Origin of the sequence: Shinella sp. HZN7 (assembly GCF_001652565.1) — a bacterium.
GTDB classification, from domain to species: Bacteria; Pseudomonadota; Alphaproteobacteria; order Rhizobiales; family Rhizobiaceae; genus Shinella; species Shinella granuli.
Window position 1 is genome coordinate 2,409,866 of the sequence record NZ_CP015736.1, and the last position, 20,529, is coordinate 2,430,394.

28 protein-coding genes and 1 pseudogene are annotated in these 20,529 nt (G+C 63.9%); 3 read left to right on the forward strand and 26 right to left on the reverse strand.

Translation table 11 applies throughout. The features are described 5' to 3' along the window. Position 1 precedes the first annotated feature (1 nt). The 20 genes from shn_RS11605 to shn_RS36390 all read right to left on the reverse strand — a co-directional run bounded on the left by shn_RS11605 (position 2) and on the right by shn_RS36390 (position 11,453). Complete coding sequence (locus shn_RS11605) at positions 2–733, reverse strand: TIGR02594 family protein (protein WP_064332560.1); 732 nt, start codon at positions 731–733, stop codon at positions 2–4. Between the two features lie 86 nt (positions 734–819). Beyond that, entirely contained in the window at positions 820–1,206 is a 387-nt protein-coding gene (locus tag shn_RS11610) for a response regulator transcription factor (RefSeq protein WP_064330541.1), read from the reverse strand. 18 nt (positions 1,207–1,224) lie between these two features. After that, a complete protein-coding gene (locus shn_RS11615) occupies positions 1,225–1,434 on the reverse strand; it encodes a hypothetical protein (protein ID WP_064330542.1) in 210 nt (69 codons plus the stop codon). After that, positions 1,431–2,081 carry a regulatory protein GemA gene (locus shn_RS11620; RefSeq protein ID WP_064330543.1) on the reverse strand — a complete coding sequence of 217 codons (651 nt, stop codon included), beginning with the start codon at positions 2,079–2,081 and terminating at the stop codon, positions 1,431–1,433. The genes shn_RS11615 and shn_RS11620 overlap by 4 nt, the downstream gene beginning before the upstream one ends. Further along, positions 2,078–2,326, reverse strand: a complete 249-nt coding sequence (locus shn_RS11625) for a hypothetical protein (protein ID WP_084437931.1) — start codon at positions 2,324–2,326, stop codon at positions 2,078–2,080. Before shn_RS11625 ends, shn_RS11620 begins: the two co-directional genes overlap by 4 nt. Further along, the gene (locus shn_RS11630; protein ID WP_145925909.1) at positions 2,323–2,604 is read right to left on the reverse strand and encodes a hypothetical protein; all 282 of its coding nucleotides are present in this window, start codon (positions 2,602–2,604) and stop codon (positions 2,323–2,325) included. The genes shn_RS11625 and shn_RS11630 overlap by 4 nt, the downstream gene beginning before the upstream one ends. Then, positions 2,604–2,837, reverse strand: a complete 234-nt coding sequence (locus shn_RS11635; protein WP_064330545.1) for a hypothetical protein — start codon at positions 2,835–2,837, stop codon at positions 2,604–2,606. Before shn_RS11635 ends, shn_RS11630 begins: the two co-directional genes overlap by 1 nt. Beyond that, positions 2,827–3,201, reverse strand: coding sequence for a hypothetical protein (locus tag shn_RS11640; protein ID WP_064330546.1), 375 nt, complete (start codon positions 3,199–3,201; stop codon positions 2,827–2,829). The genes shn_RS11635 and shn_RS11640 overlap by 11 nt, the downstream gene beginning before the upstream one ends. Further along, a complete protein-coding gene (locus tag shn_RS11645) occupies positions 3,191–3,457 on the reverse strand; it encodes a hypothetical protein (RefSeq protein ID WP_064330547.1) in 267 nt (88 codons plus the stop codon). Before shn_RS11645 ends, shn_RS11640 begins: the two co-directional genes overlap by 11 nt. Positions 3,458–3,468: 11 nt before the next feature. Then, the gene (locus shn_RS11650) at positions 3,469–4,128 is read right to left on the reverse strand and encodes a DUF3164 family protein (RefSeq protein ID WP_064330548.1); all 660 of its coding nucleotides are present in this window, start codon (positions 4,126–4,128) and stop codon (positions 3,469–3,471) included. Between the two features lie 12 nt (positions 4,129–4,140). Then, positions 4,141–4,662, reverse strand: a complete 522-nt coding sequence (locus shn_RS11655; protein ID WP_064330549.1) for a helix-turn-helix domain-containing protein — start codon at positions 4,660–4,662, stop codon at positions 4,141–4,143. Then, the gene (locus shn_RS11660) at positions 4,659–4,964 is read right to left on the reverse strand and encodes a hypothetical protein (RefSeq protein ID WP_064330550.1); all 306 of its coding nucleotides are present in this window, start codon (positions 4,962–4,964) and stop codon (positions 4,659–4,661) included. The genes shn_RS11655 and shn_RS11660 overlap by 4 nt, the downstream gene beginning before the upstream one ends. Continuing rightward, entirely contained in the window at positions 4,964–5,986 is a 1,023-nt protein-coding gene (locus tag shn_RS11665) for an AAA family ATPase (protein WP_064330551.1), read from the reverse strand. The genes shn_RS11660 and shn_RS11665 overlap by 1 nt, the downstream gene beginning before the upstream one ends. A gap of 85 nt (positions 5,987–6,071) precedes the next feature. After that, positions 6,072–8,111, reverse strand: coding sequence for a transposase domain-containing protein (locus shn_RS11670; protein WP_145925910.1), 2,040 nt, complete (start codon positions 8,109–8,111; stop codon positions 6,072–6,074). Then, complete coding sequence (locus tag shn_RS11675; protein WP_064330552.1) at positions 8,108–8,569, reverse strand: hypothetical protein; 462 nt, start codon at positions 8,567–8,569, stop codon at positions 8,108–8,110. The genes shn_RS11670 and shn_RS11675 overlap by 4 nt, the downstream gene beginning before the upstream one ends. Continuing rightward, on the reverse strand, positions 8,566–9,429 hold the full coding sequence (locus tag shn_RS11680) for a ParB/RepB/Spo0J family partition protein (RefSeq protein ID WP_064330553.1): 864 nt from the start codon (positions 9,427–9,429) through the stop codon (positions 8,566–8,568). Before shn_RS11680 ends, shn_RS11675 begins: the two co-directional genes overlap by 4 nt. Further along, a complete protein-coding gene (locus tag shn_RS11685) occupies positions 9,429–9,800 on the reverse strand; it encodes a hypothetical protein (protein ID WP_064330554.1) in 372 nt (123 codons plus the stop codon). Before shn_RS11685 ends, shn_RS11680 begins: the two co-directional genes overlap by 1 nt. After that, the gene (locus shn_RS11690) at positions 9,794–10,723 is read right to left on the reverse strand and encodes a hypothetical protein (RefSeq protein ID WP_064330555.1); all 930 of its coding nucleotides are present in this window, start codon (positions 10,721–10,723) and stop codon (positions 9,794–9,796) included. The genes shn_RS11685 and shn_RS11690 overlap by 7 nt, the downstream gene beginning before the upstream one ends. Next, entirely contained in the window at positions 10,720–11,316 is a 597-nt protein-coding gene (locus shn_RS11695) for a hypothetical protein (protein ID WP_064330556.1), read from the reverse strand. The genes shn_RS11690 and shn_RS11695 overlap by 4 nt, the downstream gene beginning before the upstream one ends. Beyond that, complete coding sequence (locus shn_RS36390; RefSeq protein ID WP_168168905.1) at positions 11,313–11,453, reverse strand: hypothetical protein; 141 nt, start codon at positions 11,451–11,453, stop codon at positions 11,313–11,315. Before shn_RS36390 ends, shn_RS11695 begins: the two co-directional genes overlap by 4 nt. Here shn_RS36390 and shn_RS11700 point away from each other — a divergent pair. Then, entirely contained in the window at positions 11,452–11,910 is a 459-nt protein-coding gene (locus shn_RS11700; protein ID WP_064330557.1) for a hypothetical protein, read from the forward strand. The two genes, shn_RS36390 and shn_RS11700, sit on opposite strands and share 2 nt — an antisense overlap. A gap of 93 nt (positions 11,911–12,003) precedes the next feature. Here the strand turns inward: shn_RS11700 and shn_RS11705 are convergent, their stop codons facing one another. Then, a complete protein-coding gene (locus shn_RS11705) occupies positions 12,004–12,345 on the reverse strand; it encodes a helix-turn-helix domain-containing protein (protein ID WP_064330558.1) in 342 nt (113 codons plus the stop codon). Between the two features lie 103 nt (positions 12,346–12,448). Here shn_RS11705 and shn_RS11710 point away from each other — a divergent pair, with 103 nt between their 5' ends. Beyond that, positions 12,449–13,048, forward strand: coding sequence for a helix-turn-helix transcriptional regulator (locus shn_RS11710; protein ID WP_064330559.1), 600 nt, complete (start codon positions 12,449–12,451; stop codon positions 13,046–13,048). Positions 13,049–14,066: 1,018 nt separating this feature from the next. After that, positions 14,067–15,254, forward strand: a pseudogene (locus shn_RS11715) (MFS transporter); the annotation flags it as partial. 63 nt (positions 15,255–15,317) lie between these two features. Here the strand turns inward: shn_RS11715 and aqpZ (shn_RS11720) are convergent. From aqpZ (shn_RS11720) to murG, 5 genes are all read right to left on the reverse strand, one after another. After that, positions 15,318–16,004: an aquaporin Z gene (aqpZ, locus tag shn_RS11720; protein ID WP_064330561.1), complete on the reverse strand. Its 687-nt coding sequence runs from the start codon at positions 16,002–16,004 to the stop codon at positions 15,318–15,320. A 130-nt stretch (positions 16,005–16,134) separates the two neighbouring features. Then, positions 16,135–16,869 carry an aquaporin Z gene (gene aqpZ / locus shn_RS11725; protein ID WP_064330562.1) on the reverse strand — a complete coding sequence of 245 codons (735 nt, stop codon included), beginning with the start codon at positions 16,867–16,869 and terminating at the stop codon, positions 16,135–16,137. A 136-nt stretch (positions 16,870–17,005) separates the two neighbouring features. Continuing rightward, the gene (gene murB, locus shn_RS11730) at positions 17,006–17,980 is read right to left on the reverse strand and encodes a UDP-N-acetylmuramate dehydrogenase (RefSeq protein WP_064330563.1); all 975 of its coding nucleotides are present in this window, start codon (positions 17,978–17,980) and stop codon (positions 17,006–17,008) included. Then, on the reverse strand, positions 17,977–19,392 hold the full coding sequence (gene murC / locus shn_RS11735; protein ID WP_064330564.1) for a UDP-N-acetylmuramate--L-alanine ligase: 1,416 nt from the start codon (positions 19,390–19,392) through the stop codon (positions 17,977–17,979). The genes murB and murC overlap by 4 nt, the downstream gene beginning before the upstream one ends. Then, positions 19,389–20,525: an undecaprenyldiphospho-muramoylpentapeptide beta-N-acetylglucosaminyltransferase gene (gene murG, locus shn_RS11740; RefSeq protein WP_064332562.1), complete on the reverse strand. Its 1,137-nt coding sequence runs from the start codon at positions 20,523–20,525 to the stop codon at positions 19,389–19,391. The genes murC and murG overlap by 4 nt, the downstream gene beginning before the upstream one ends. Between the last annotated feature and the right edge of the window lie 4 nt (positions 20,526–20,529).

Below are 20,529 nucleotides of genomic sequence, written 5' to 3' on the forward strand. Positions count from 1 at the left end.
GTCAGCGCTCGTTCGAGGATGCCGGCGTGCCGGCGGCGGTCAGATAGACGCGGCCAGGGCGTTCGGGCTCGCCGGTTTTCGGCCAGCGGGTATCGGAAAGGCGACCCTTCTCGATACGCGAGATCCGCACGCTGTTCGACTGGTTGCCGCCGAGGATGTGAAAGTGGGTCGCGTCCTCGCCGACATAAAGGCCGACATGCCCACCGCCGTCGCGGGTGAAGGTCATGATGGCGCCGAGGGCGGGCGCGGCGAGCTGGCGGCCGAACTTGTTGTACTGGAGCGCGCCGAGCGGGTTGGCCGGCAGGGGCTCGCGCGGCAGCGTCAGGCCGAGCACGTGCGCCATGAACAGGCCGCACCAGGCAATGTCGTCATCCTTGAAGAAGCTGGCAACCCAGCCGCCAAGACGCCCTGCCCAGGACATGATGGTCGGGTTGCTGCCCTTGCCGACAACTTCGCGCACGCCGATCAGACGGCGGGCCTCGCGCATCCACACCGGCTCGGCCGGCACTTCGGGGGATTTCTCATAAACGGTCAGGCCGCTGGGGCGCGCACTGGGAGCTTTGCGAAGCGCGTTTACGGTGGCCTGATCGGCGACCCCCGAGACCGGAATGTGCTCGCTCGCCTGAAATCGCTCTAACGCGCGGTAGAGTTCGCGACCGGGAACGCCGTCCATTGCGCCGCCATAGGCACCGTAGACACGCAAACGCGAAATCAGCCACTCGTCAAAGGTCATGTCCATCCATCCGGTAGAGGTGTGATGGAGGGACGTTAATCGTTTAGGGGATTTGCCTTCATGCCCGCTTTGGCGGGCGGCAATCATTAATCCTCGTCGAGCAGGTCGAGAATGTCGAGTTGCCGGGTATCCTTCGGCTTGGCGAAGGCCTTGGGGTTTCGCCGCTTTCCGCGCCGGACGATCTTGTCGACGGAGCTTTCGGCGATACGTAGCCTATGAGCAATATCGCGATTGCTTGCACCTGATGCGCGATACCGCGCTGCGCGAATCTCTCGGGCCAGCGGGACACGTATATAGCCTCCTGGATAAAGCTTGGAAAGCTTCATCGCCGCGGCGCCGCCAATCACGTCTGGCAATTCGGATTTGTCGATATCGCCGGGAACATAGAGCCGCAAACCGCCGAAAGCTTCTGCCAGACGGATGAAGTCATCCTCGCCCAGCGCGGTCAGCAACTCTTCCTGAAGCCTGCTCAAGGTCGCACTCCCATGACGCTATTCCATCGCCTCCATGCCGCAGCCGCCGTCGCAAGCCATGCGCAGATGCTTGCGCGCGCCCACGAGGCCGAGATGAAGGTTTCCGCCGCAGCGCGGGCATTCGATGGTGCGGCGGTCCTCGCCGGCCGCCGCCATGTCCGCCTTCTGCATCAGGCCAACGAGCAGCGCCTCGAAAATGGCGGCGTGCGATTCCGGGATCTCGGTCATGCCCGACCTTTCGGCATCTTGCGGATGCGCTGTCCGAGCAGGTTCATGACGGTGATCCACTGCTCGTCGGTGAGATCGCGGACGGTCTCGTCCAGGTCGAGAAGGTCCGTGACAACCTTCCAGAAATCCCGGCTGCCGTTCGGGCTGAGCTTCGCCCATTGCGCGCGGGCAATCTTGTAGCCGTGTCGCGTTTCCCAAACCGGGCAAGGCTTGCGATCAGCCCAGTCAACGCCATGGCGGGCAAGCATGGCTTTCATCGCCTCGATGACCGACTGGCCGTCACTGTGCGCATGGATGAACCGTACGTCGTCGATGCCCTTGACCTGGTGGCCGAGCGCGAAGCTCTCGATGGCGCTGTCACGCCGATCGGCGATGGCGCCGAGATTGTAGAGCGCGATCCACAGCGCCCGCATCTTCGGCACATACTTGCCGGTAAAGGGCGATTTCCGGGTCCGGCCGTCGACACGCGGCGATTTGCGCGAGGCATATCCCTCGTTTTCGAAGGTTTGCAGCACCTTCCAAAGCTCGGCGTCGGTCATGTCCTTGGTCGAGGGCTTTCCGACAAGGACCATGCATTTGGCGCGGCGGGTGTCGTCATCGAGACCGGCCTGTTTCGCGGCGGCGTGAATGCGTCCGACAAGGCTCATGGCTCTGCTCCTTCTGTGTCGGGTTTCGTGGTGAAATACTGCGGCACGAAAATGCGGGCGTAGACGAACTGGACGGTGCAGCCATACGCCTCGAACGCCTGCCAACGATCGGGATCGTCCGGCGTGGCAATCGTCGCGATCGCCTCCTCAGGCGTCCGGCGGTAGGTGTGCTCGATGATCGACCCGCCCGGGGTCATGATCGCATAGCCCTGGGTGAATGAAGGCGGGATGGGACGCTGGGTCAAAGCAAACGCCCTCCACGCAAACGGCGGTGAGGGCCGCGCGCGAGGATCTCGCGCACAGACCCGACGAACGCTTCGATCGCGACAATTGCCGCGCGATCGTCAAGGGCAGTCTGAAGGGTGGGCAGCAGGTAGGCGTGGCCACTGCGTTCGATGCTGCCATGCTGGCGCAGGACGCGATGCAGGCGATTGCCATGGCCTGTCACGACGCCCATGGCGCCCTTCGGCACTCGTCGCGATACGCTGATCTTCCCAGATCTCCAGCACACGATGTAGCCCATCACCGGCCCCGTCTGTTCTTGAAACCACGCGCAGCGGAGAGCGTCCGGCCGAGCGCTTCACCGAAGACGCCGGCGTCCACCTCGGAAACCTGCTCACCCTTGACGACGGCCGTCGTGCCGATCGCCCTGAGGCGCGCGGATACCTCGTCCCAGTTGCGGGCGTGGCAAGTGAAGTCGATCTGACGACCTTCGAACTGGTACGAGCAGGTGAAGGGTTTCAGTTCATCGGCCATGAATGCCTCCGCCCGTGCTTGTGGAGGTGAGCAATTCGACGGTCGCGATCACCACCGCAATGGCCGCGTTTGGCGCGTTGTTCGCGCGGGCCTCTCCGTCGTCGCTCTCGACCTCACAATGGTGGAACTCGCCGCCGGTGTACGTCTCCACCTGAATTTTTGTCAGGGGCGGCAAGACTGCTTTCGCAAGGGTGATTGCGTCCTGGACCGATGTGCTGAACGCGCCTATCCCGAGGAACCCGGCGAAGGCCGGAACCCCATCTGAGCGGGCCGGCGATCCAAAGCCTTCCCAAATGGTTCGGTCTAAATCGCGGCCGCCCGCCTTCGCCTGCCGCAACGTGTCGAGAAGAACATCAAGCGACATCGTTTGTGCCTCCGGTGCCAGAAGATGATGGGGCGGATGCACCTTCGATCTCGTCAGGCGCGAGGAAATCCAGTTCCATCGGATGGCAAAGACCGGGCTGATCGCATCCGTCGAAGCGCACATGCACATAGTGCTTGTGCGTGTCAGCCTCCTTCAGGATCGTGCCGAACTCGCCGGTGACTGTATGCTCCACGCGGCCGCCGACAACCGGGCGGACGCCGTAATGCCTGAAAATGTAGTCATATTGACCGATCATGGGGGAAGCCCTCACGCGTCGGCGATGTTGAGCGAGATGCGGATCCAGTCGGCGTCGTGGCTCTCGCGGAAGCTGAAGTGCAGGTATTCTTTCGAGCCGATCACCCGCACAGCGCCCTCGATCGCCTCCATGGCCTTGAGCCAGCGGCTATCGGTGCTCTCGACCTTGAAGAGTTCGAAGACGGCGTCCTTGCTGATCTGGCCGGCCTTATCGACCTTGAACGCCCGGGTGACGAGGCTGCGAACCTCGGCGCGGCCGTCCTCGGTCCACTCATTGAGGCACTCGTCGATCAGGCCCTTGGCGACCTGCAATTGCGGGCCGAACTCGATGAGCTTGTTCACCCGCGTCTCGACCGTCATCAACCCGTCGATCGTGCGGTACTTCTGGTTGCCGGCGCCGGCCCGGCCTTTCTTGACGAGGCCGTATTTCGCCTCGAGCAGCCGATCGAACTCCGCGATATCGGCGCGCGTGTGCTTTTTGAACCGCGCCAGCTCGGCCGAGAGCGGCTTGGCAAAGCCGATGATCTTGCGGACCATCTGGTCTTCCATGAAGTCCTCGGCCTTGACGAGTTCCAGCGGCGTCAGCCCGCCCTCCGCATTGGTCACGTAGTCGCGGCCGTTAACGACGGTGATGCCGGCGGCTGCCTTTTCTTCCAGAATGGTGACGTCCATCGTAAAGTCCTTTCAAAGGTCGGTTAGGGCGGTGTTGGGCGCGGCCTGGTCGCCGCCGTCATGCTCGGCGTAGAGCCGTTGGCACTCGGCGGCGTAGTGGGTGACGCCAAAGCAAAGCGCGCGGATTTCCTCCATCGAGGGCAACACGTCGCGAAATGCCGAGGAGAGGATGCGTTCCGCCACATCGAGCGGATCGATATCGTTGAAGCACTGGCGAAGACGCTCGGCGCTCTGCCCGGCATCGGCCAGGAGCGTGACCGCATCGACAAGCGCCTGGTAATTGGTCGCGATCTGCGCGTCCGTTTCCAGCGCCGCCCTGATCTTGGCGACCCCATGCATGACGGTGGCGTGGTCGCGACCGCCCATGTGTCGCCCGATCGCGGAATAGGATTGCGTGGTCAGGCGGCTGGCCAGCGTCCAGGCCATGTGGCGCGGCAGCACCGTCCCCGCATCGCGGCGACGGGAATAGAGCTGCAGCACCGGGACGGAATAGGCCGCCGCGACGGCTTCGGTGATGAGGCGGCAAGTGATCACGGCTTGCCTCCGAAATCCGGCCGGAGGACATTGTCGCCCGGCCTGCTTTCCACCGCCGCCTTCAGCTCGCTGGACACGACCTTGCGAAGTTCGCGGGCGTCATCCAAACGGCGCAGCGCGCCGAGTTCCCGTTCCTGAAGAATGGCCAGGTGCCGAAGGGTGCGAATGATCTTCAGCAGCGAGCGGACCTCTTCGCCGCCGAGGACGACGGTTTCGTCCTCGGTGATATCGCGGTGAGGAGCGAAGGCGTCAGAAAGCATCTGCAGGCCGCCGCTCAAGGAGAACGATTGAGCCGCCCGCATTAGAAGTCCTCGACGTCGCGGTTGCGCCAGGCGGCTTCCAGGTGCTTCTTCTCCAGCTCAGATGCCGGCCGTCCCGCCGCAAAGCACGCGATCTTGATCGTGCGGTCGATCTGCCGAAGGGCGCCGCCCTTCATGCCGATACCGAACAGGAAGCGGTTGCAGGAAGGATCGACGATGCCCCATTGCTCGATGAAGGCGCGCACGTCGCCTTCCCGGCCGTGGTCGCGTTTCAGGTTCTTGTCGATCCGGCTGACGATCTGGTCGCGACTGGCCGCGTTCGGCCCGTCCTGGCTGATGCGGCGGCGGATGCCGGCATTGCCGACAAGGGCCACGCCGCAATCGTATTTGTCCGAGAAGTGTCGGAACTGGTTGACCGCGCGGCCGTCGGCGTGCTGCGCCTCATCGATGATGAGAAGCGAATTGCCGCTGCGCTTCAGGCGCTCGCCGATCGTCTCGACGATTTCGCCCTGGTTGAACACCCGCACGCCGAACTGACGGGCGAGCATGTTCATGGCGCCGGTCACGGTGGTCGCCTTCTCGTGCAGCGTGACCATGTGGACGTGCGGCTTTACCCGGCGGTACGCTTCGCAGGCGATGGTTTTACCCCGGCCGGCGTCGAGGGTGATCGTCACGAAGCCCGAGATCGTCTGCGCCAGCAGGAGCGTCTTGTGGATCTCGGCGGAGGCGTGGGTTGCGAAAAAGTCCGGCGAGCGGGGAAGGGACGAGGCCACATCGGCGGCATCTTCGACCGCATCCAGCCAGCGCGCGACGGTCGCATTCGCGTTTTCAAGGATGCCGTCCAGCGTGCCTGACATCCACAGCGAGAACGAACTGTCGGCCATGCCGATGCGCTTGCTGGTCTCGGTCTTCGTCCAGCCGTTCTTCGCGGCGATATCGACGACGCGGCTGCGCAGATCCCGCCAGGCGCCCACTTCGTCGGCGGGGTGCTTTGCCAGAAACTTCGATGAAGGCTCCAGCTCGGGCCAACGCGCATTCGCGCTTGTGCTCACATTCATGTTCATTACAATGGTTCCTTGTGGAGTGCCCTTAGGGGCTGTTGTGCGGCCGGGTTGTCCCCGGCCGCTTTTTTGTCAGGAACCGTACTCACTACTTTTCGGCTCTATGCTTCCGGCCGGCGACAGATGCCGGAGGGAATGGGATGATCGAGCTGTCGCCCGAAATCTTGGAAAGGGTGGCGGTGATGCCGGCCTCGAACTCCTCGTCCGACATGACGTCGTCGTCGGTCTCCACGGCGAGGTTGCCGGTGACGAGGCGCGTGACGGCCGGGCGGATTTTCTGCTTCGGCGCCGGCGTATCCTCGACGCTGTAGAGGTCGGCCAGCTCGTCGGCCGAGAACCTCCGTTCCATGTCCAGCAGGGTCTTTTTGCTCTTCAGCCAGGCCTTGCGGTTGCGGTTGTGGATGTTCGCGGCTTCGACGTCGCGGAACTTGCCCTTTTCGGTGCAGGGCGCCGAGCAGATGAGGTGGCCGTCGGGCGCGTAGACCTTGATGGGATCGTGCAGGGCGTCGGGATCGAAGCGGATCTTGACCTTCCGGCCGGCCCACTCGATGAGCGCGTCCGACCAATAGACGTTCTTCTGATAATGGATGGCGCCGCGATCCTTGCGGGCATGCAGCACCTTCTCGGCCAGCAGCCAGAAGTCGCGTTGCGCCTGTGTAGCCTGGCGGATGATGGTTGCAGGATGGCGGAAGCTCGCCTCAAACGTCTCGTCGAAGCTCCGACCCTTGGCGGTTTCCGATTTCCGGCCGGTGCGCGCATTGTGCTCGGCGATGCGGTCGGCAACGTGCTTCTGCAGAACGTCGAGCTGGACGGCGCGCTTGCGGTAGTTTTCGGGCTTTTCGTTGGTGTTGCGGCCGGTATAGCAACCGGACATCGCCGGGTGCTTCGAGATCTCCTCGGCCAGATCCTTCCAGGCGCGCTCGATCGGCTTCGACTGGCCGGCATAGGGCCGCGTGAAATGCGGCTCGACGCCGAAATTCACAAGGATGCCGGCAACTTCGTCCTCGTCGATGCCAAACCGATTCACCTTCTTCGGCTTCTTTCTGAAGCGGTTGCGATAAGCGGATCGACCGGAAATGGCTTCGCTGGCAAAGGCGCGGCCGTTGTCCATGTAGAAGTGTTCGGGGATCCCGAAATCCTCGATCATGTCGCCGATGCAGGCGCGAACCACGTCCCATGTCTCGGCCGAGGCGAGCCGCCATGACAGGATCTTGCCGGAGAAAATGTCCTGGATCCCGAGCAGGATCACACGAACCGGGTTCTTGGCGTTCCAGGGAGCCCATACGAAAAGGTCGAGCTGGTGGCCGTCCGTATTGACGATCTCCAGCGCGTGCAGGTGATCCTTCGTGCGCACCTGCGGCGGATAGAGCTGCTCGGCCTTCTTCTTGCCGAGCCGGGCATAGACCTGGACGGCCTTCTCCACCTCGGCGTCGAGCCGGCGGCGCAGCGCGCGCTCGGAGGGGATCGGCGACCAGTTGTGGAGCTTGGCGGCCGCCTCCATGCGGCGATAGCACGAGGAGAAACCCGAGCCCTCCGGGCGCAGATAGTCCGACTTCAGCGCCGCCCAGGCGTCGGGATGGCATTCGGCGCGGTTCTCGTGAACGACGCCGTCTTCCGTGTATTTCGGGGCGAGGGCGGGGAGCCAGTCCTCCTGGTCGACACCCTTCAGCCTGGCGCGCCACTCATAATAGGTCGACGCGGATACGCCGTGGCGATCGAGGACGCGGGCGAGGGCCGCTTCGACCGGTTCCCGGTCGCACGCCGCGATGCGCGCCGAAAGCGCCTTCTCTACATCCATGATGACGTTGAGGCGGGCGTAGCAAATCGCGCGGTGTTCGTCGGTCATCGCTTCGAACGCGGCCCAATACAAGCGCTTGCGCTTCTCGCGGGTCTCTGTGCGCGCCGCCTCCTCGCCGGCGATGACGGCGAGCTTCAACTGCGCGGCGCGCGGCAGGAGCGAGACATGATATTCGAAGCCGCCGCCGCGTCGGTCGAGCTTGCGCACTCGCTCGACGTTGCTCTTCCATCCGCAACGGTTCGCCAGGTCGTGGATGCCACGTTCTGTTGTCGGCATAGCCGGCAGGCGCAACTCGGCGAGCATCGGGATTGTGAACCACTCACCGCTCATTTGCGCCCCCGCCGGATGGTTACGGGGGTGGCCTGAAGCACCTTTAACTCGGCCGTAAGCGCGCGGCGCTCCTGCTGGATGCGGGCAATCTCCGCCAGGCGCGCTTCGTCGCCTTCGAGCAGCAGGAGCCCGTCATCGGAAACGATGCTGTCCCAGAGCCAGACAGCACCGGTGGCGCGCACGAAGGCCTTGAAGCGAACAAGGCTGATGTCGTGGCTGGCTGCGCTCTCGGCGGTGTAGGCGTCGAGCGTGGCCTTGGAGACACCGGCGACGGCGAGATAGTCGGCCATGCGAGCAGCAATGGTCGGCCGGTCGAAGGGGCACTCGCGAATGGCACGGGCCATGTCGCGCTTCAGGCGGGCGCGGAAGCGGTCTATATCGATCCGATCGGCAGCTGCGCGAACCGGAAAGAGCTGCTCCTTGAAGAAATCGAGCTGGGACGGATCGCGCTTGGTCATGCCGCGACGGCCTCCCGCCTGGCTTCGTCCATCATGTCGCCGAGCGCCGTGCCGGAAATGTCGAGCGTATCGATGCCGGCATGGACGAGGAACTCATATCGGGTCTGTTCGTCGGCCTCGTCCCAGGCGGCGGTGAGCTTCTTCAGCAACGCGGCCTGGACGTCGACTGGCGGCGGGGCCGGCTTGTCGATCTCCATGACCTTCCGCACGTCGGGCTCGATCTTCAAGCCGGCGGCAATGCCGGCCTGCTTGGCCTCGGGGAGGCCGGCGAGCTTCAGGAGGAGCTTTTGATCATCCTCGGCCTCGGTCCCGCGCAACGCGTTGCGTAGGGCGGGATGGAGCTTCAGCCCGATCTTGGTCACATTAAAATATGTGCGGCGGCCAAAACCAAACCTGTCCTGAACCCTTTCAGAGAGTTCTCGACCGGGCGTGAAGACCAAAGTGCAATCGTTGCACTTTGATTTTCGATCGCCGCCCTGGCTGATCTTTCCGAATTTTTCCTCGTAAAGCTCGCGGAACTTCGCGACGAAGATGCCGCGATCGAGCGCAGTCAGATCGTTGCGGTAGAGATTTTCCGAGATCTCGATCAGCTGCGCCTCTTCGGCGTCGGCCGACACGACGATGACGTCGATCTCCTCCCACTTGTTCAGCTTGGCGCCGAAGAGGCGGTGCCCGCCGGCGATCAACGTCCACGGCGTTGCGCCGCCATTAGCGGCCGGCGTCGAGCGCACGGTGAGCGGGTTGATGAGCCCGCGATCGGCCATGGAGGCGGCGATCGCGGCTGCAACCTCTTCATCGACGGGGCGGGCGCGTTCGCCGACGAAGATGGAGGAAACGGGTATGGTCTTGAAGGATGCCATCAGGCGACCTCGTGATAGGGCTGCTCTTCGTCGGTCATGCGCAGGAACAGAAGCACCCGCGCGCGTTCGGCCATCGTCTGGTAGTGCAGGGCAAACCGGTCATGCGCGACACGGGCGTCCACGGTGCGCAGCGCCCGGTTGATCGCCTCGCGGGAGCGATCCTCCATCTCGACCACCCGCCGCTTCGGCCAGCCGAACTCGCGGATGACCAGGTGCATGGCGATCTGCCGCGCCAGGGCGGCATCGAACCACTCATGCGGCGGGTCGACGATGTCGCGGATTGCAAGGTGCGGGAAACCCTCCCGCACCGCGCAAAGGCAGGCATGCACCGTGGCGTCATAGACCTGCTTCTGGTCGTACTGGTTCAGCATGCGACCTTGCTTTCCATCTCGTCGGCAAGGGCGCGCAGCTGGCCGGCAACGATCGCCTCCGCCTTCCGGCGCATTTCGGCCTGCAGGCGCAGCATTGTTTCGGTGACCATGCGATCGCGGATCGCGTGGAGCTGCGAGACCACCGCATCGGTGGGCGCCTCCGGCGATATCGCCGTTGGAAAGTTCTGCGGTGTCAGGTGAACGAAGCCATGGCCGTCCTCGACCGTGAGGTCATGGAGGGGTGGTTCGACCGTGACATCGACGATCTTGCCGGTCGCCGCGTCCTGGTCCGCGACGATCTCCGGGCGGAAGACGGTCCCGCTGTCCGGATCAGCGACGAAAACGTCAGCTTTCACCCGGCGACGGCGCGGCTCGGGCTTTTCCTCCGCCGGTTTCTGTTCGGGGGCAGTATCGGCAACTGCCGCCTCGGCGACCTGCCGTGCCGGGCGCTCAATCTCGCCGCGGCGAACGCCCTTGGCATAGGCGACGAAACCGCGCCACGAGGGCTCCATGTGGCCAAGGGCAAGAATGGCGTCGAAAAAGACCTCAAAGGCCTTTTCATCCGCGTCGTCGGTGTCGTCACCCGCCGCCTGGATGGCATCCCATGCCGCCATCAATGCCGGCTGTGCCGCGTCGGGCAGGTTCTCGAAATACCCCGGCGTCGGAGCAAGCGCCGAAACCGGCGTTTCCACCGGGGCCGGAAGCTCCGGGCGCCCGGCCATGCCAATCTTCACCGCGGCCAGCCACTGGACAACATACTTGCGAGCCGGGGGGGCGACGCCGGCCTTGTTGAGGCTGGAAACGAGATTGGAATAGGACTTCGGAAGGCTGTACCCGGGTTCCTGCGCCTCGTCATAGAGCCGCTGCACCGCCGGAATGGCCTTGATGTGTAGGTCGGAGAAGAAGGGGATGACGTCATTCATTGCACGTTTTCCTTCGGGCTGGATTTGACGATCGCCTGCGCCAGCTCGCGCTGCATGTGCATCGCGAACACGTCGAGCAGCTTGGCGTTCTGGTCGCCGTCGTGGGTGGAAAGCAGGCTCATGGCCATTTCGCCGGGCGAATAGGGGAGGTTCATCGCCTCGCTCCAACCTTCCGCCTCGGCGCTCAGCCACTCCTTGATGGCCTCGGCGACGATCTGGTTTTCCATTTCGACGCTATCGGGGCTGTAGCCCGCGTCGATCATCGCCTGCTGCAGCCGCACGGCCATGGCCACGATCCTGTATGCCGCCCGCGCCTTCGCGGCGGGCATGGGCATGCCGGCCGGCAACTCGCACGTCGCTTCCGCCAGCTCGGCCTGCACATCGCGAACCCATGAGACCCACTCGTCGAAGGACGGGCCGGTAATGTCGATCGCCCGAAGCTCCGTGCAGAACAGGTTGTGGCTGAACTCATTGGCTTGCGAGCCGAGATCCTGCCGGCGGATGCGGTCGAGGGCGCGCCGCACCACCGGGATGGCGCGCGGCGGGATGCGCTCGAAGAAGGGAATTACTGCAGCATTTGCCAGTGCGATCATTGAAGGCCTCCTGAGACCTGGTTGAGCAGGCAGATCAGCGAGGCGGCGAGGCCGAGGAACGCGGTACTGAAAATCAACACGGTCTGAGCCGCCCCGCAGATCGGCGAGCGGGCGGGGATGAAAAACGGGTTGGGCATGTCGATTTCGCGCTGTCGTTTCGACATTGGCGAAGCTCCGGAAATGCGGGAGGGTGAGGTCAACGCAAACGAATTGAGGGCACTGAAGATGGATGTTCGGGAATTGACGCTCACCACCGCGCTGACAGCCGCAGAGGCGCGCTTTTCGGCGTTGCTGATGAAGCAGCTCGTTGCAGCTTTGATCGCGAACGGCGCTTTAAGCAGGAGGGAGGTGGCCGGCAGCCCTCTCCGGGCGGAGAAGGAAGCGACGGTCGGAGAGGAGGACGATGCGATCATCGACGAGGCCCGCACGGAAACAGCGCGCGAAGCCATCCGAGAATGGAGCGCTTACTTTGAAATCGAGGCGCCGCTTGACGCGCTGCGCCAAGAGGTGCGGCGTTGGGAGCAAGATGGTTGCAAGGGCACTGACCCGCTTCATGAAGTGCTGATTGCGGCTCAGCGGGACGCGCGCCGGTAGCGCGCAGGAGCACAATGCGGCTCTGGATAAAGTCTCTTCGCCAGACCCGATGTAGTCGCGCAGCCTCTTCGTCGCGGAATTTGCAGACGTTACTCATGCTGCCGCTCCGCAGGACATGCCATCGGCTGCCGTCTGACGACGGGCATAGCGATAGTTCTCGGCAGGCTGCGGGCTCTTCCGCGTGCCGTCGGCGTGATAGCGGGAGAACCAGAGATGCTCGGGACGCCGCCCGAGCGCGGCGGCAATCGCCCGCTCCCCGGCAAGATGGGGTTCATGAACCGCATTTCCTGCGGTTCCGCGAGGCAGATGGTAGTCCTCGTCGATTTGCGCGAGCGTCAGCTCTTTGCGTGCCAGCAGGTCGCGGATGCGGCCTACCTCTTTCAGTCGGCGGTCCTTGGCGCGGTCCCGCTTGCCGGTGACGGTGTCACTGTGCATAAAATCCTCGATCCAGAAGGGAGGCCCTGGCCGGCCTCCTTTTTTGGGGTGTTGAAATCTGCGAACACAGAAAGGAATAGTCCAAATAATTGGACATATCAATATGGGAGAGAATGATAACTCCAAAAAATTGGCGTCCAAGATTGACGCAGCGCTGATTAAATATCGGCCACAGCACGAGAACCTTGGTCAGGCAGAAAAATCCCTTGCAGAACAGGTAATTGCCTTGGTTGAAAAGGCCGGCGGCCGAGCGGCCGCTGCTGAAAAAATGGGCGTAGGAGCAACGACGTTAGACAATTATCGAGCCGGCAAGACGCAGCCCAAAATATTGGAGTTGATTGCTCTCTGTGAGGCAGCGGGGGTAGCGCTTAGCGATATCTTTGAACGGGACGCAGGTTTCGGACCGGACACAATTCGAGTTGTCGTGTCGCCAGAGCGTTTTGCTGGGCCGGAATTGTTCGATGATCTCTTCGCCGAGATTGGTGAAATGGTCGCGGATTTACACAAGAGCGCAGGGCTATCACTCACGAGGAACAACGAGTATCGCCTCGCTGCCGAAGGATATAACCGCCTAACGGATCGCGCATTTGATCCGTACAACCTCGAAGAGCTTCGCAGCATGCTGCCTTGGCTGAGGGTGAGCTTTAAGCGCGATATTGAGCAACAGCGGAGTAAGCCCGGTTCTGGGAAACACTCGGCCTGATGATCGTCGAGATGACCGACGAACAGCGAAAAAAGACTGCAGGATCGACGGCGCCCGGAAACGCGCACCAGGTGCTACTGTCGAAGATGTTGTTTGAAGCCGGTGGAGAGTTTCCTAAATCCTCAGCCCCGGGATAATCGTCCCATCTGCATCAAATCAAAACACAACCCCAAAAAGCACAAACCAATACAGCCATAAAGCTACTGGTTGAGCGGCGATGGTACAAACAATCCCTACTGCAAGTGCAATGATGGTAAATTCCGGTCGCCGCGATCCCGGCGGTCGGCGCCGGAGCCGGGGGTTGAACACGCGCTTCACAGACACGCCGATGCGCTTTTAGCCGGAGCTTGGACATGGCACATCGCCCCCGGCCGAAAAGGCCACGGCGAATGCGCCAGCCGCCAGGCTGCGCATGTGTTCGGCGACCGCTATGGCGGCGCGCCTATGTGAAGTCAGGGTGTTCAAGCCCGCTACCGTTATAGTTGCCCGCCCCGCGTGCGAGCAAACGGATTATTGCCTTCCAACCGGTTTTCGGGCACTGGCGAGCGGGCCCTCGTCGAGCGACCTGCAGGGCGAATGTGTGTCCGCTTCCTGCACCCAAACCCGAAACACACTTCATTCTTGGAAATTGCCGTTTCCGTCGTCGAACGGCTGGATTCCCAACCTTTCCCGGCAGGAGTGAAGGAACTTCATTCTTGGATTTGATTTTGCAGCTAGATCGGAGGCCTGGAAGCCGAAAATAACGCTTGGCCTTAAAGGCGGTGCCTTCGTTAAGTTTCAATGGTTTGAAGCCGCTTTAAAGCCGTTCTGGGGATTTCTAAAAGGCGCTTTACCGCCCGCCGCCATTTCGCCCGCGTCGCCCTCGTCGATACCCACCGCGCCCCGTTCTGCTGTCAAAACGCGCCGCGCCTCGCCTCTCGCCACCCACCACCTAACGCGTTGAACTTCCCGCGCTTTCTCAGATATTCCGGCGACTTCCTAGATATTCCTAGAATTCCGGATACCCGTGTCAGACAACAATTTCTACGTCTATGCCACGGCCGCCGTGCTGGTCTTCCCGACGCTGTTCTTCCCGAACAGCGATCCGACGACGGCGCTCCTCGCCTCCTTCGCAACCTTCTCGATCGCCTTCTTCGCCCGCCCGCTCGGCGCGATCGTCTTCGGGCATTATGGCGACCGCATCGGCCGCAAGACGACGCTCGTGGCGGCGCTTCTGACCATGGGCGTCTCGACCGTGATCATCGGCCTGCTGCCCTCCTACGAGACGATCGGCGTTCTTGCGCCGCTGCTCCTGGCGCTTTGCCGCTTCGGCCAGGGTTTCGGCCTTGGCGGCGAATGGGGCGGCGCGGTGCTGCTGGCGACGGAAAACGCCCCGCCCGGCAAGCGCAGCTGGTACGGCATGTTCCCGCAGCTCGGCGCGCCCGTCGGGCTCTTCCTCTCCTCCGGCGTCTTCTGGCTGCTGCTGCATGTCATGTCGCAGGAATCGCTGCTCGCCTGGGGCTGGCGCATCCCCTTCGTCGCCTCGATCGTGCTGATCGCCGTCGGCCTCTGGGTCCGCCTGTCGATCACCGAGACGCCGGCCTTCCAGAAGGCCATCGAGAAGCAGGAGCGCGTCGAGGTCCCGGTCGTGGAGCTCTTCCGCAACCACAAGCGCAGCCTCGTGCTCGGCACCTTCGTGGCGCTCGCCACCTTCGTGCTGTTCTATATCGGCTCGGCCTACCTGCTCTCCTACAATGTTAAGGTCCTGAAGCTGCCCTTCGTCGAGGCGCTGGAGATCCAGTTGCTCGGCTCAGTGCTGTTCGGCCTCTTCATCCCCTTCGCCGGCAAGCTCGCCGAAAGGTTCGGCCGCCGGGAGGTGCTGATCCTCACGACCGTGCTGATCGGCGCCTTCTCCTTCGTCCTGCCGGGGCTGATGACCAGCGGCGAGAGCGGCATCTTCGTCTTCGTCATCCTCGCCATGGCGCTGATGGGCATGACCTACGGTCTCATCGGCACGGCGCTCGCCGCACCCTTCCCCACCAAGGTGCGCTATACGGGTTCGTCGATCACCTTCAACTTCGCCGGCATCTTCGGCGCCTCGCTCGCGCCCTATATCGCGACGTGGCTGCAGGCGAACTACGGCATGACCTATGTCGGCTACTATCTCGGCATATCGGCCGTGATCACGCTGGCCTGCATCCTGCTTTCGGGTAAGGAAGAGGTCTGAGCCCTTCAGGGCCTTCGAGAGAGAACCCGCCGCGGCGACGCGGCGGGTTCTTTTTGCCCGCGATCAGTCGTCCTCGCCGACGACCTTCCAGATCACCGCGCCGATGACGGCCCCAAGCACCGGGGCGAGCCAGAATAGCCAAAGCTGCGAGAGCGCCGCCGTATCGGCAAAGAGCGCGACGCCGGTCGAGCGGGCCGGATTGACCGAGGTGTTCGTCACCGGGATCGAGATGAGATGGATCAGCGTCAGGCCGAGGCCGATGGCGATCGGTGCGAAGCCGACCGGCGCACGGCCGTGGGTCGAGCCGAGGATGATGATGAGGAAGAAGGCCGTCAGCACCACTTCTGCAACCAGCGCCGCCGTCAGCGAATAGCCGCCGGGCGACAGGTCGCCATATCCGTTGGAAGCGAATCCGCCCGCCTGGAAGCCCGTCTTGCCGGAAGCGATGAGATAAAGCACCACCGCCGCGACGACCGCACCCACGACCTGCGCCGCGATATAGGGCACAAGGCTGGACGCCGGGAACTTGCCGGCCACCGTCAGGCCCACGGAGACGGCCGGGTTGAAGTGCCCGCCGGAAATGCCGCCGACCGTATAGGCCATGGTGAGCACCGTAAGGCCGAAGGCGAAGGCGACACCGAGATGGCCGATGCCGACCTCCGGGAAGGCGGCGGCCAGCACCGCGCTGCCGCAACCGCCAAAGACGAGCCAGAACGTGCCGAGGAATTCGGCTGAGAGTTTCTTGAACATGAATGCCCCCTGGTCAAAACCCCGCTGGAGCGGGGCTCCATCGCGCAACCATCGCGCGACCGAGCATAGCCTTCGCTAAACCCCTATGAACAGGGGCTGAACGAAGAAAATGAATCTGCGCGCCTGCTGATCAAGCACGCAGATTCGCCTTCAATGCAAGGGCGGGGTCGGCCTGCGCCGCACCGCTTTCGCCGACGAGCCTCCAGACCACCGCGCCGGCGACGGCGCCGAGAACAGGGGCGAGCCAGAACAGCCAGAGCTGCGAGAGGGCCGCCGTCTCGGCAAAGACGGCGACGCCCGTCGAGCGGGCCGGGTTAAGGGAGGTGTTGGTGACCGGGATCGAAACGAGGTTGATCGCCGTCAGGCTGAGGCCGATGACGACGGGCGCGACATCCACCGGCGCGCGGCGACGGGTCGCGCCGAGGACGATGAAGAGGAAGAGCGCCGTCAGCACCACTTCGCTCACCAGGCCGGCCGTCAGCGAATAGCCGCCCGGGGAGAGATCGCCATAGCCGTTCGCGGCAAAGCCGCCCGGCTGGAAGCCCGCCTTGCCGGAGGCGATGAGATAGAGAACGGCGCCCGCAGCCGTCGCCCCCACGACCTGCGCCACTATGTAGGGCAGGATATGACCGGCCGGAAACCGGCCGGCGACGGCAAGGCCCACGGAAACGGCCGGGTTCATGTGCCCGCCGGAAATGCCGCCGATCGTGTAGATCATCGCCATCAGCGCGATGCCGGCGGCAAGGGAGACGCCGGCAAGGCCGATGCCGGCCTCCGGAAACGTCGCGGCCAATATGCCGCTGCCGCAGCCGCAGAAGACGAGCCAGAACGTGCCGATGAACTCGGCGGCAAGTTTCCTGTTCATAGATACCCCCATCAGGACCCTGGCATGCAGGGCCGCGTCGCGCGCTGGAGGCGCGACGTCACACGGTTTCGTTTCGGTGAACTTGCCTGTGGGGGAGAGGGCGTTTGTCGAACGCCCCAGCAAGAGTCGTGTCGGATCAGGCCGTTGCGCGGCCCAGGAACTCCTTGACCTCGTAGCCCGGCATGAAATTGCCGAGGCGCTTGATTTCCCATTGCAGCATGATGCCGGAATGCTCCAGCACGCGGCTGCGCACGGTCTCGCCGAGATATTCCAGCTCGTAGCCGGTGGCCTGGCCCGTGTTGATCATGAAGTTGCAGTGCATCGGCGACATCTGCGCGCCGCCGATCATCATGCCGCGGCAGCCCGCCTCGTCGATCAGCTTCCAGGCCGAATGCCCTTCCGGGTTCTTGAAGGTCGACCCGCCGGTCTTCTCGCGGATCGGCTGCACGGTCTCGCGATGCTGGCGCACGGCATCCATCCTGCCGCGGATATCCGTCTTGTCGCCTGCCTCGCCCTGGAAGATCGCATGGGTGAAGATCAGGTCGGACGGCGCGGCGGAATGGCGATAGGTATAGCCCATGTCCGCATTGGACAGCACATGCGGATTGCCCTTGCGGTCGATCGCGTGCACCTCCACGACGAGATCCTTGGTCTCGCCGCCATTGGCGCCGGCATTCATGCGCAACGCGCCGCCGATCGAGCCGGGAATGCCGTAATAGAACTCGAAGCCGGCAATGCCGTGGTCGAGCGCCATGGCGGCGATGTTCTTGTCCGGGCAGATCGCGCCCGCCTTGATCCGGTTCTCGCCGACGAGCTCGACATCGCCGAAGCCCTTGGCCGAGAGGCGGATGACGACGCCGGGAATGCCGCCGTCACGCACCAGAAGGTTCGAGCCGACGCCGGTCACGGTGATCGGCACCTCCTCCGGCACGAGCTTGAGGAAGGTCGCGAGATCCTCGGTGTCATGCGGATGGAACATCAGCTCGGCAAGGCCGCCGGCGCGGAACCAGGTGACGCGGTCCATCGGCGCATCCGGCGTCAGGCGTCCGCGGACCTCTTTGATCCCCTCGCCCAACGACGCCAGAAGTTTTTCCCCGTCCACCTGCTTCATGCCACCTGCCCCGAAATGCCTGCCAAGTCCTTCGGCAGCGTCTGCGCCCAATACGTGATGCTGCCAGCCCCCAAGAGAACCACAAAGTCACCGGGCTTTGCAATGCCGGCGACGACGGGCGCCAAAGCTTCCGGCGACGGCAGGAAGCGCGCATCCCGGTGACCGGCGGATTTGATGCGGGAAACCATCTCCTCCGCGGTGACGCCGTCGACCGGGTCCTCGCCCGCCGCATAGATCGGGGCGATCATCACCGTGTCGGCCTCGTTGAAGCAGCCGGCGAACTCCTCGAAGAGGCTCGCGACGCGGCTGTAGCGGTGCGGCTGGTGAACGGCGATGACACGGCCCGCGCAGGCCTCGCGCGCCGCGCGCAGCACGGCCTTGATCTCGACCGGGTGGTGGCCGTAGTCGTCGTAGACATTGACGCCGTTCCAGCTACCGGTCAGCGTGAAGCGGCGCTTGACGCCGCCGAAGCCGGCGAGCCCCCGGGCGATCGCCTCCGGCGACATGCCGAGACGCTGGGCGACGGCGATGGCCGCGGTGGCGTTGGAAACGTTGTGGCGGCCCGGCATCGGCAGGCGCAGGTCCTTCAGCGCGATGACCTGGCCGGTGCGGCGGCGGCGGATTTCGACGTCGAAGACGGAGGTCGCGCCGTCCATGCGGATATTGGAAAAGCGCACGTCGGCCTGCGGGTTCTCGCCATAGGTGATGACCTTGCGGTCCTCGATGCGGCTGACCATGGCCTGCACCTCCGGATGGTCGAGGCACATGACGCCGAAGCCGTAGAACGGCACGTTCTCGACGAACTGGCGGAAGGCCGCGCGCACGGCATCGAAATTGCCGTAGTGGTCGAGATGTTCGGGGTCGATGTTGGTGACGACGGCGATGTCGGCGGGCAGCTTCAGGAAGGTGCCGTCCGATTCGTCCGCCTCCACCACCATCCATTCGCCCTCGCCCATGCGGGCGTTCGTGCCATAGGCGTTGATGATGCCGCCGTTGATGACGGTCGGGTCGAGGCCGCCGGCTTCCAGCAGCGTCGCGACCATCGAGGTCGTCGTCGTCTTGCCGTGGGTGCCGCCGATGGCGATGGCATTGCGGAAGCGCATCAGCTCGGCGAGCATTTCCGCCCGGCGCACGACCGGCAGCAGCTTTTCGCGCGCGGCCACCAGCTCGGGATTGTTCTTCCTGATGGCGGTGGAGACGACGACCACTTCGGCATCGCCCAGGTTTTCCGCCCTGTGGCCGACGAAGACCTCGATGCCCTTCTCGCGCAGGCGCTGCACATTGGCGCTGTCCGCCTGGTCGGAGCCCTGCACCTTGTGGCCGAGATTGTGCAGCACCTCGGCGATGCCGCTCATGCCGATGCCGCCGATGCCGATGAAATGAACGAGCCCTATGCTTTGCGGCATCTTCATGGCCGTTCTCCCTTGAATTGTGCGCCCTTGAACTGTGCAATGGGCCTGCCGCCCGCAATAGCCTCAACCATCAAGGCGAGCAAGCGCGCGGCGTCCGGTTTGCCCGCCTTTCTGGCGTTTGCGGCCATGGCCGCCATGCCCGCCGGGTCATGCATCGCCTTGGAGACGATGCCTGCCAGGCGCTCCGTCGAAAGCTCTCCCTGCGCGATCACCTTCGCCCCGCCGCCCGAAGCCAGCGCAGCGGCATTCGCCGCCTGATCGTGATCAAGCGCATAGGGATAGGGCACAAGGATGGCGGGACGGCCGATGACCGAGACTTCGGAAACGGTCGAGGCGCCGGAACGGCTGATGACGAGATGGGCATTGCCGATGCGCGACGCCATATCGGTGAAGAAGGGCGAGACGTCGGCCGGAATGCCGAGCTCGTCATAGGTGCGCACCACCTCGTCGCGGTCTTCCGGACGCGCCTGCTGGGTGATTCTGAGCCGCGCCCGGTCGGCAGGTTCGAGCGCCGCGATCGCCGAGGGAATGGCCTTGGAGAAGAACTGCGCGCCCTGGCTGCCGCCGAAGACGACGAGGCAGAATTCGCCATCCGTCGAGGCCTCATAGGGAATGGTCGCCGCTTCGAGCACGGCGGGGCGGACCGGGTTGCCCGTCGTCACCGTCTTTGCCGCATATTGCCCGCCCGTCTCCGGCAGGAAGCCGCCGGCAATCGCCTTCACGCGGTTCGCCAGCGCCTTGTTGGCGCGGCCCATCACGGCATTCTGCTCGTGGATCATCGAGGGGATGCCCATGCCCGTCGCGGCGAGAAGCGGCGGAACGGTGGGATAACCGCCGAAGCCGACGACCACCTTCGGCCGCAGGCGCGCCATCAGTTTGCGCGCGACGCGAATGCCCTTCCACAGCGTGAAGAGCGATTTCACGACGCTGACCGGGTTCTTCGAGCCGATCGTCGCGGAGGGAACGACATGGATCTCGTCCGCCGGAAATTTCCCGGCAAAACGCTCGGCGCGGCTGTCGGTGACAAGATGCACCGACCAGCCGCCGGCCTTCAGCTCATGCGCCAGCGCCTCTGCGGGAAAGAGATGGCCACCGGTGCCCCCGGCGGCGAGAAGAACGATGCCTTTGCTCATGAGG

Bases quoted from the DNA above. Each gene is read 5' to 3' on its own strand.
- shn_RS11605 (WP_064332560.1), bottom strand. From the start codon at position 733: ATGACCTTTGACGAGTGGCTGATTTCGCGTTTGCGTGTCTACGGTGCC.
- shn_RS11615 (WP_064330542.1), bottom strand. From the start codon at position 1,434: ATGACCGAGATCCCGGAATCGCACGCCGCCATTTTCGAGGCGCTGCTC.
- shn_RS11620 (WP_064330543.1), bottom strand. From the start codon at position 2,081: ATGAGCCTTGTCGGACGCATTCACGCCGCCGCGAAACAGGCCGGTCTC.
- shn_RS11630 (WP_145925909.1), bottom strand. From the start codon at position 2,604: ATGGGCTACATCGTGTGCTGGAGATCTGGGAAGATCAGCGTATCGCGA.
- shn_RS11635 (WP_064330545.1), bottom strand. From the start codon at position 2,837: ATGGCCGATGAACTGAAACCCTTCACCTGCTCGTACCAGTTCGAAGGT.
- shn_RS11640 (WP_064330546.1), bottom strand. From the start codon at position 3,201: ATGTCGCTTGATGTTCTTCTCGACACGTTGCGGCAGGCGAAGGCGGGC.
- shn_RS11645 (WP_064330547.1), bottom strand. From the start codon at position 3,457: ATGATCGGTCAATATGACTACATTTTCAGGCATTACGGCGTCCGCCCG.
- shn_RS11650 (WP_064330548.1), bottom strand. From the start codon at position 4,128: ATGGACGTCACCATTCTGGAAGAAAAGGCAGCCGCCGGCATCACCGTC.
- shn_RS11660 (WP_064330550.1), bottom strand. From the start codon at position 4,964: ATGCGGGCGGCTCAATCGTTCTCCTTGAGCGGCGGCCTGCAGATGCTT.
- shn_RS11665 (WP_064330551.1), bottom strand. From the start codon at position 5,986: ATGAACATGAATGTGAGCACAAGCGCGAATGCGCGTTGGCCCGAGCTG.
- shn_RS11670 (WP_145925910.1), bottom strand. From the start codon at position 8,111: ATGAGCGGTGAGTGGTTCACAATCCCGATGCTCGCCGAGTTGCGCCTG.
- shn_RS11675 (WP_064330552.1), bottom strand. From the start codon at position 8,569: ATGACCAAGCGCGATCCGTCCCAGCTCGATTTCTTCAAGGAGCAGCTC.
- shn_RS11680 (WP_064330553.1), bottom strand. From the start codon at position 9,429: ATGGCATCCTTCAAGACCATACCCGTTTCCTCCATCTTCGTCGGCGAA.
- shn_RS11685 (WP_064330554.1), bottom strand. From the start codon at position 9,800: ATGCTGAACCAGTACGACCAGAAGCAGGTCTATGACGCCACGGTGCAT.
- shn_RS11690 (WP_064330555.1), bottom strand. From the start codon at position 10,723: ATGAATGACGTCATCCCCTTCTTCTCCGACCTACACATCAAGGCCATT.
- shn_RS11695 (WP_064330556.1), bottom strand. From the start codon at position 11,316: ATGATCGCACTGGCAAATGCTGCAGTAATTCCCTTCTTCGAGCGCATC.
- shn_RS11700 (WP_064330557.1), top strand. From the start codon at position 11,452: ATGTCGATTTCGCGCTGTCGTTTCGACATTGGCGAAGCTCCGGAAATG.
- shn_RS36390 (WP_168168905.1), bottom strand. From the start codon at position 11,453: ATGCCCAACCCGTTTTTCATCCCCGCCCGCTCGCCGATCTGCGGGGCG.
- shn_RS11705 (WP_064330558.1), bottom strand. From the start codon at position 12,345: ATGCACAGTGACACCGTCACCGGCAAGCGGGACCGCGCCAAGGACCGC.
- shn_RS11710 (WP_064330559.1), top strand. From the start codon at position 12,449: ATGGGAGAGAATGATAACTCCAAAAAATTGGCGTCCAAGATTGACGCA.
- aqpZ (WP_064330561.1), bottom strand. From the start codon at position 16,004: ATGTTCAAGAAACTCTCAGCCGAATTCCTCGGCACGTTCTGGCTCGTC.
- aqpZ (WP_064330562.1), bottom strand. From the start codon at position 16,869: ATGAACAGGAAACTTGCCGCCGAGTTCATCGGCACGTTCTGGCTCGTC.
- murB (WP_064330563.1), bottom strand. From the start codon at position 17,980: ATGAAGCAGGTGGACGGGGAAAAACTTCTGGCGTCGTTGGGCGAGGGG.
- murC (WP_064330564.1), bottom strand. From the start codon at position 19,392: ATGAAGATGCCGCAAAGCATAGGGCTCGTTCATTTCATCGGCATCGGC.
- murG (WP_064332562.1), bottom strand. From the start codon at position 20,525: ATGAGCAAAGGCATCGTTCTTCTCGCCGCCGGGGGCACCGGTGGCCAT.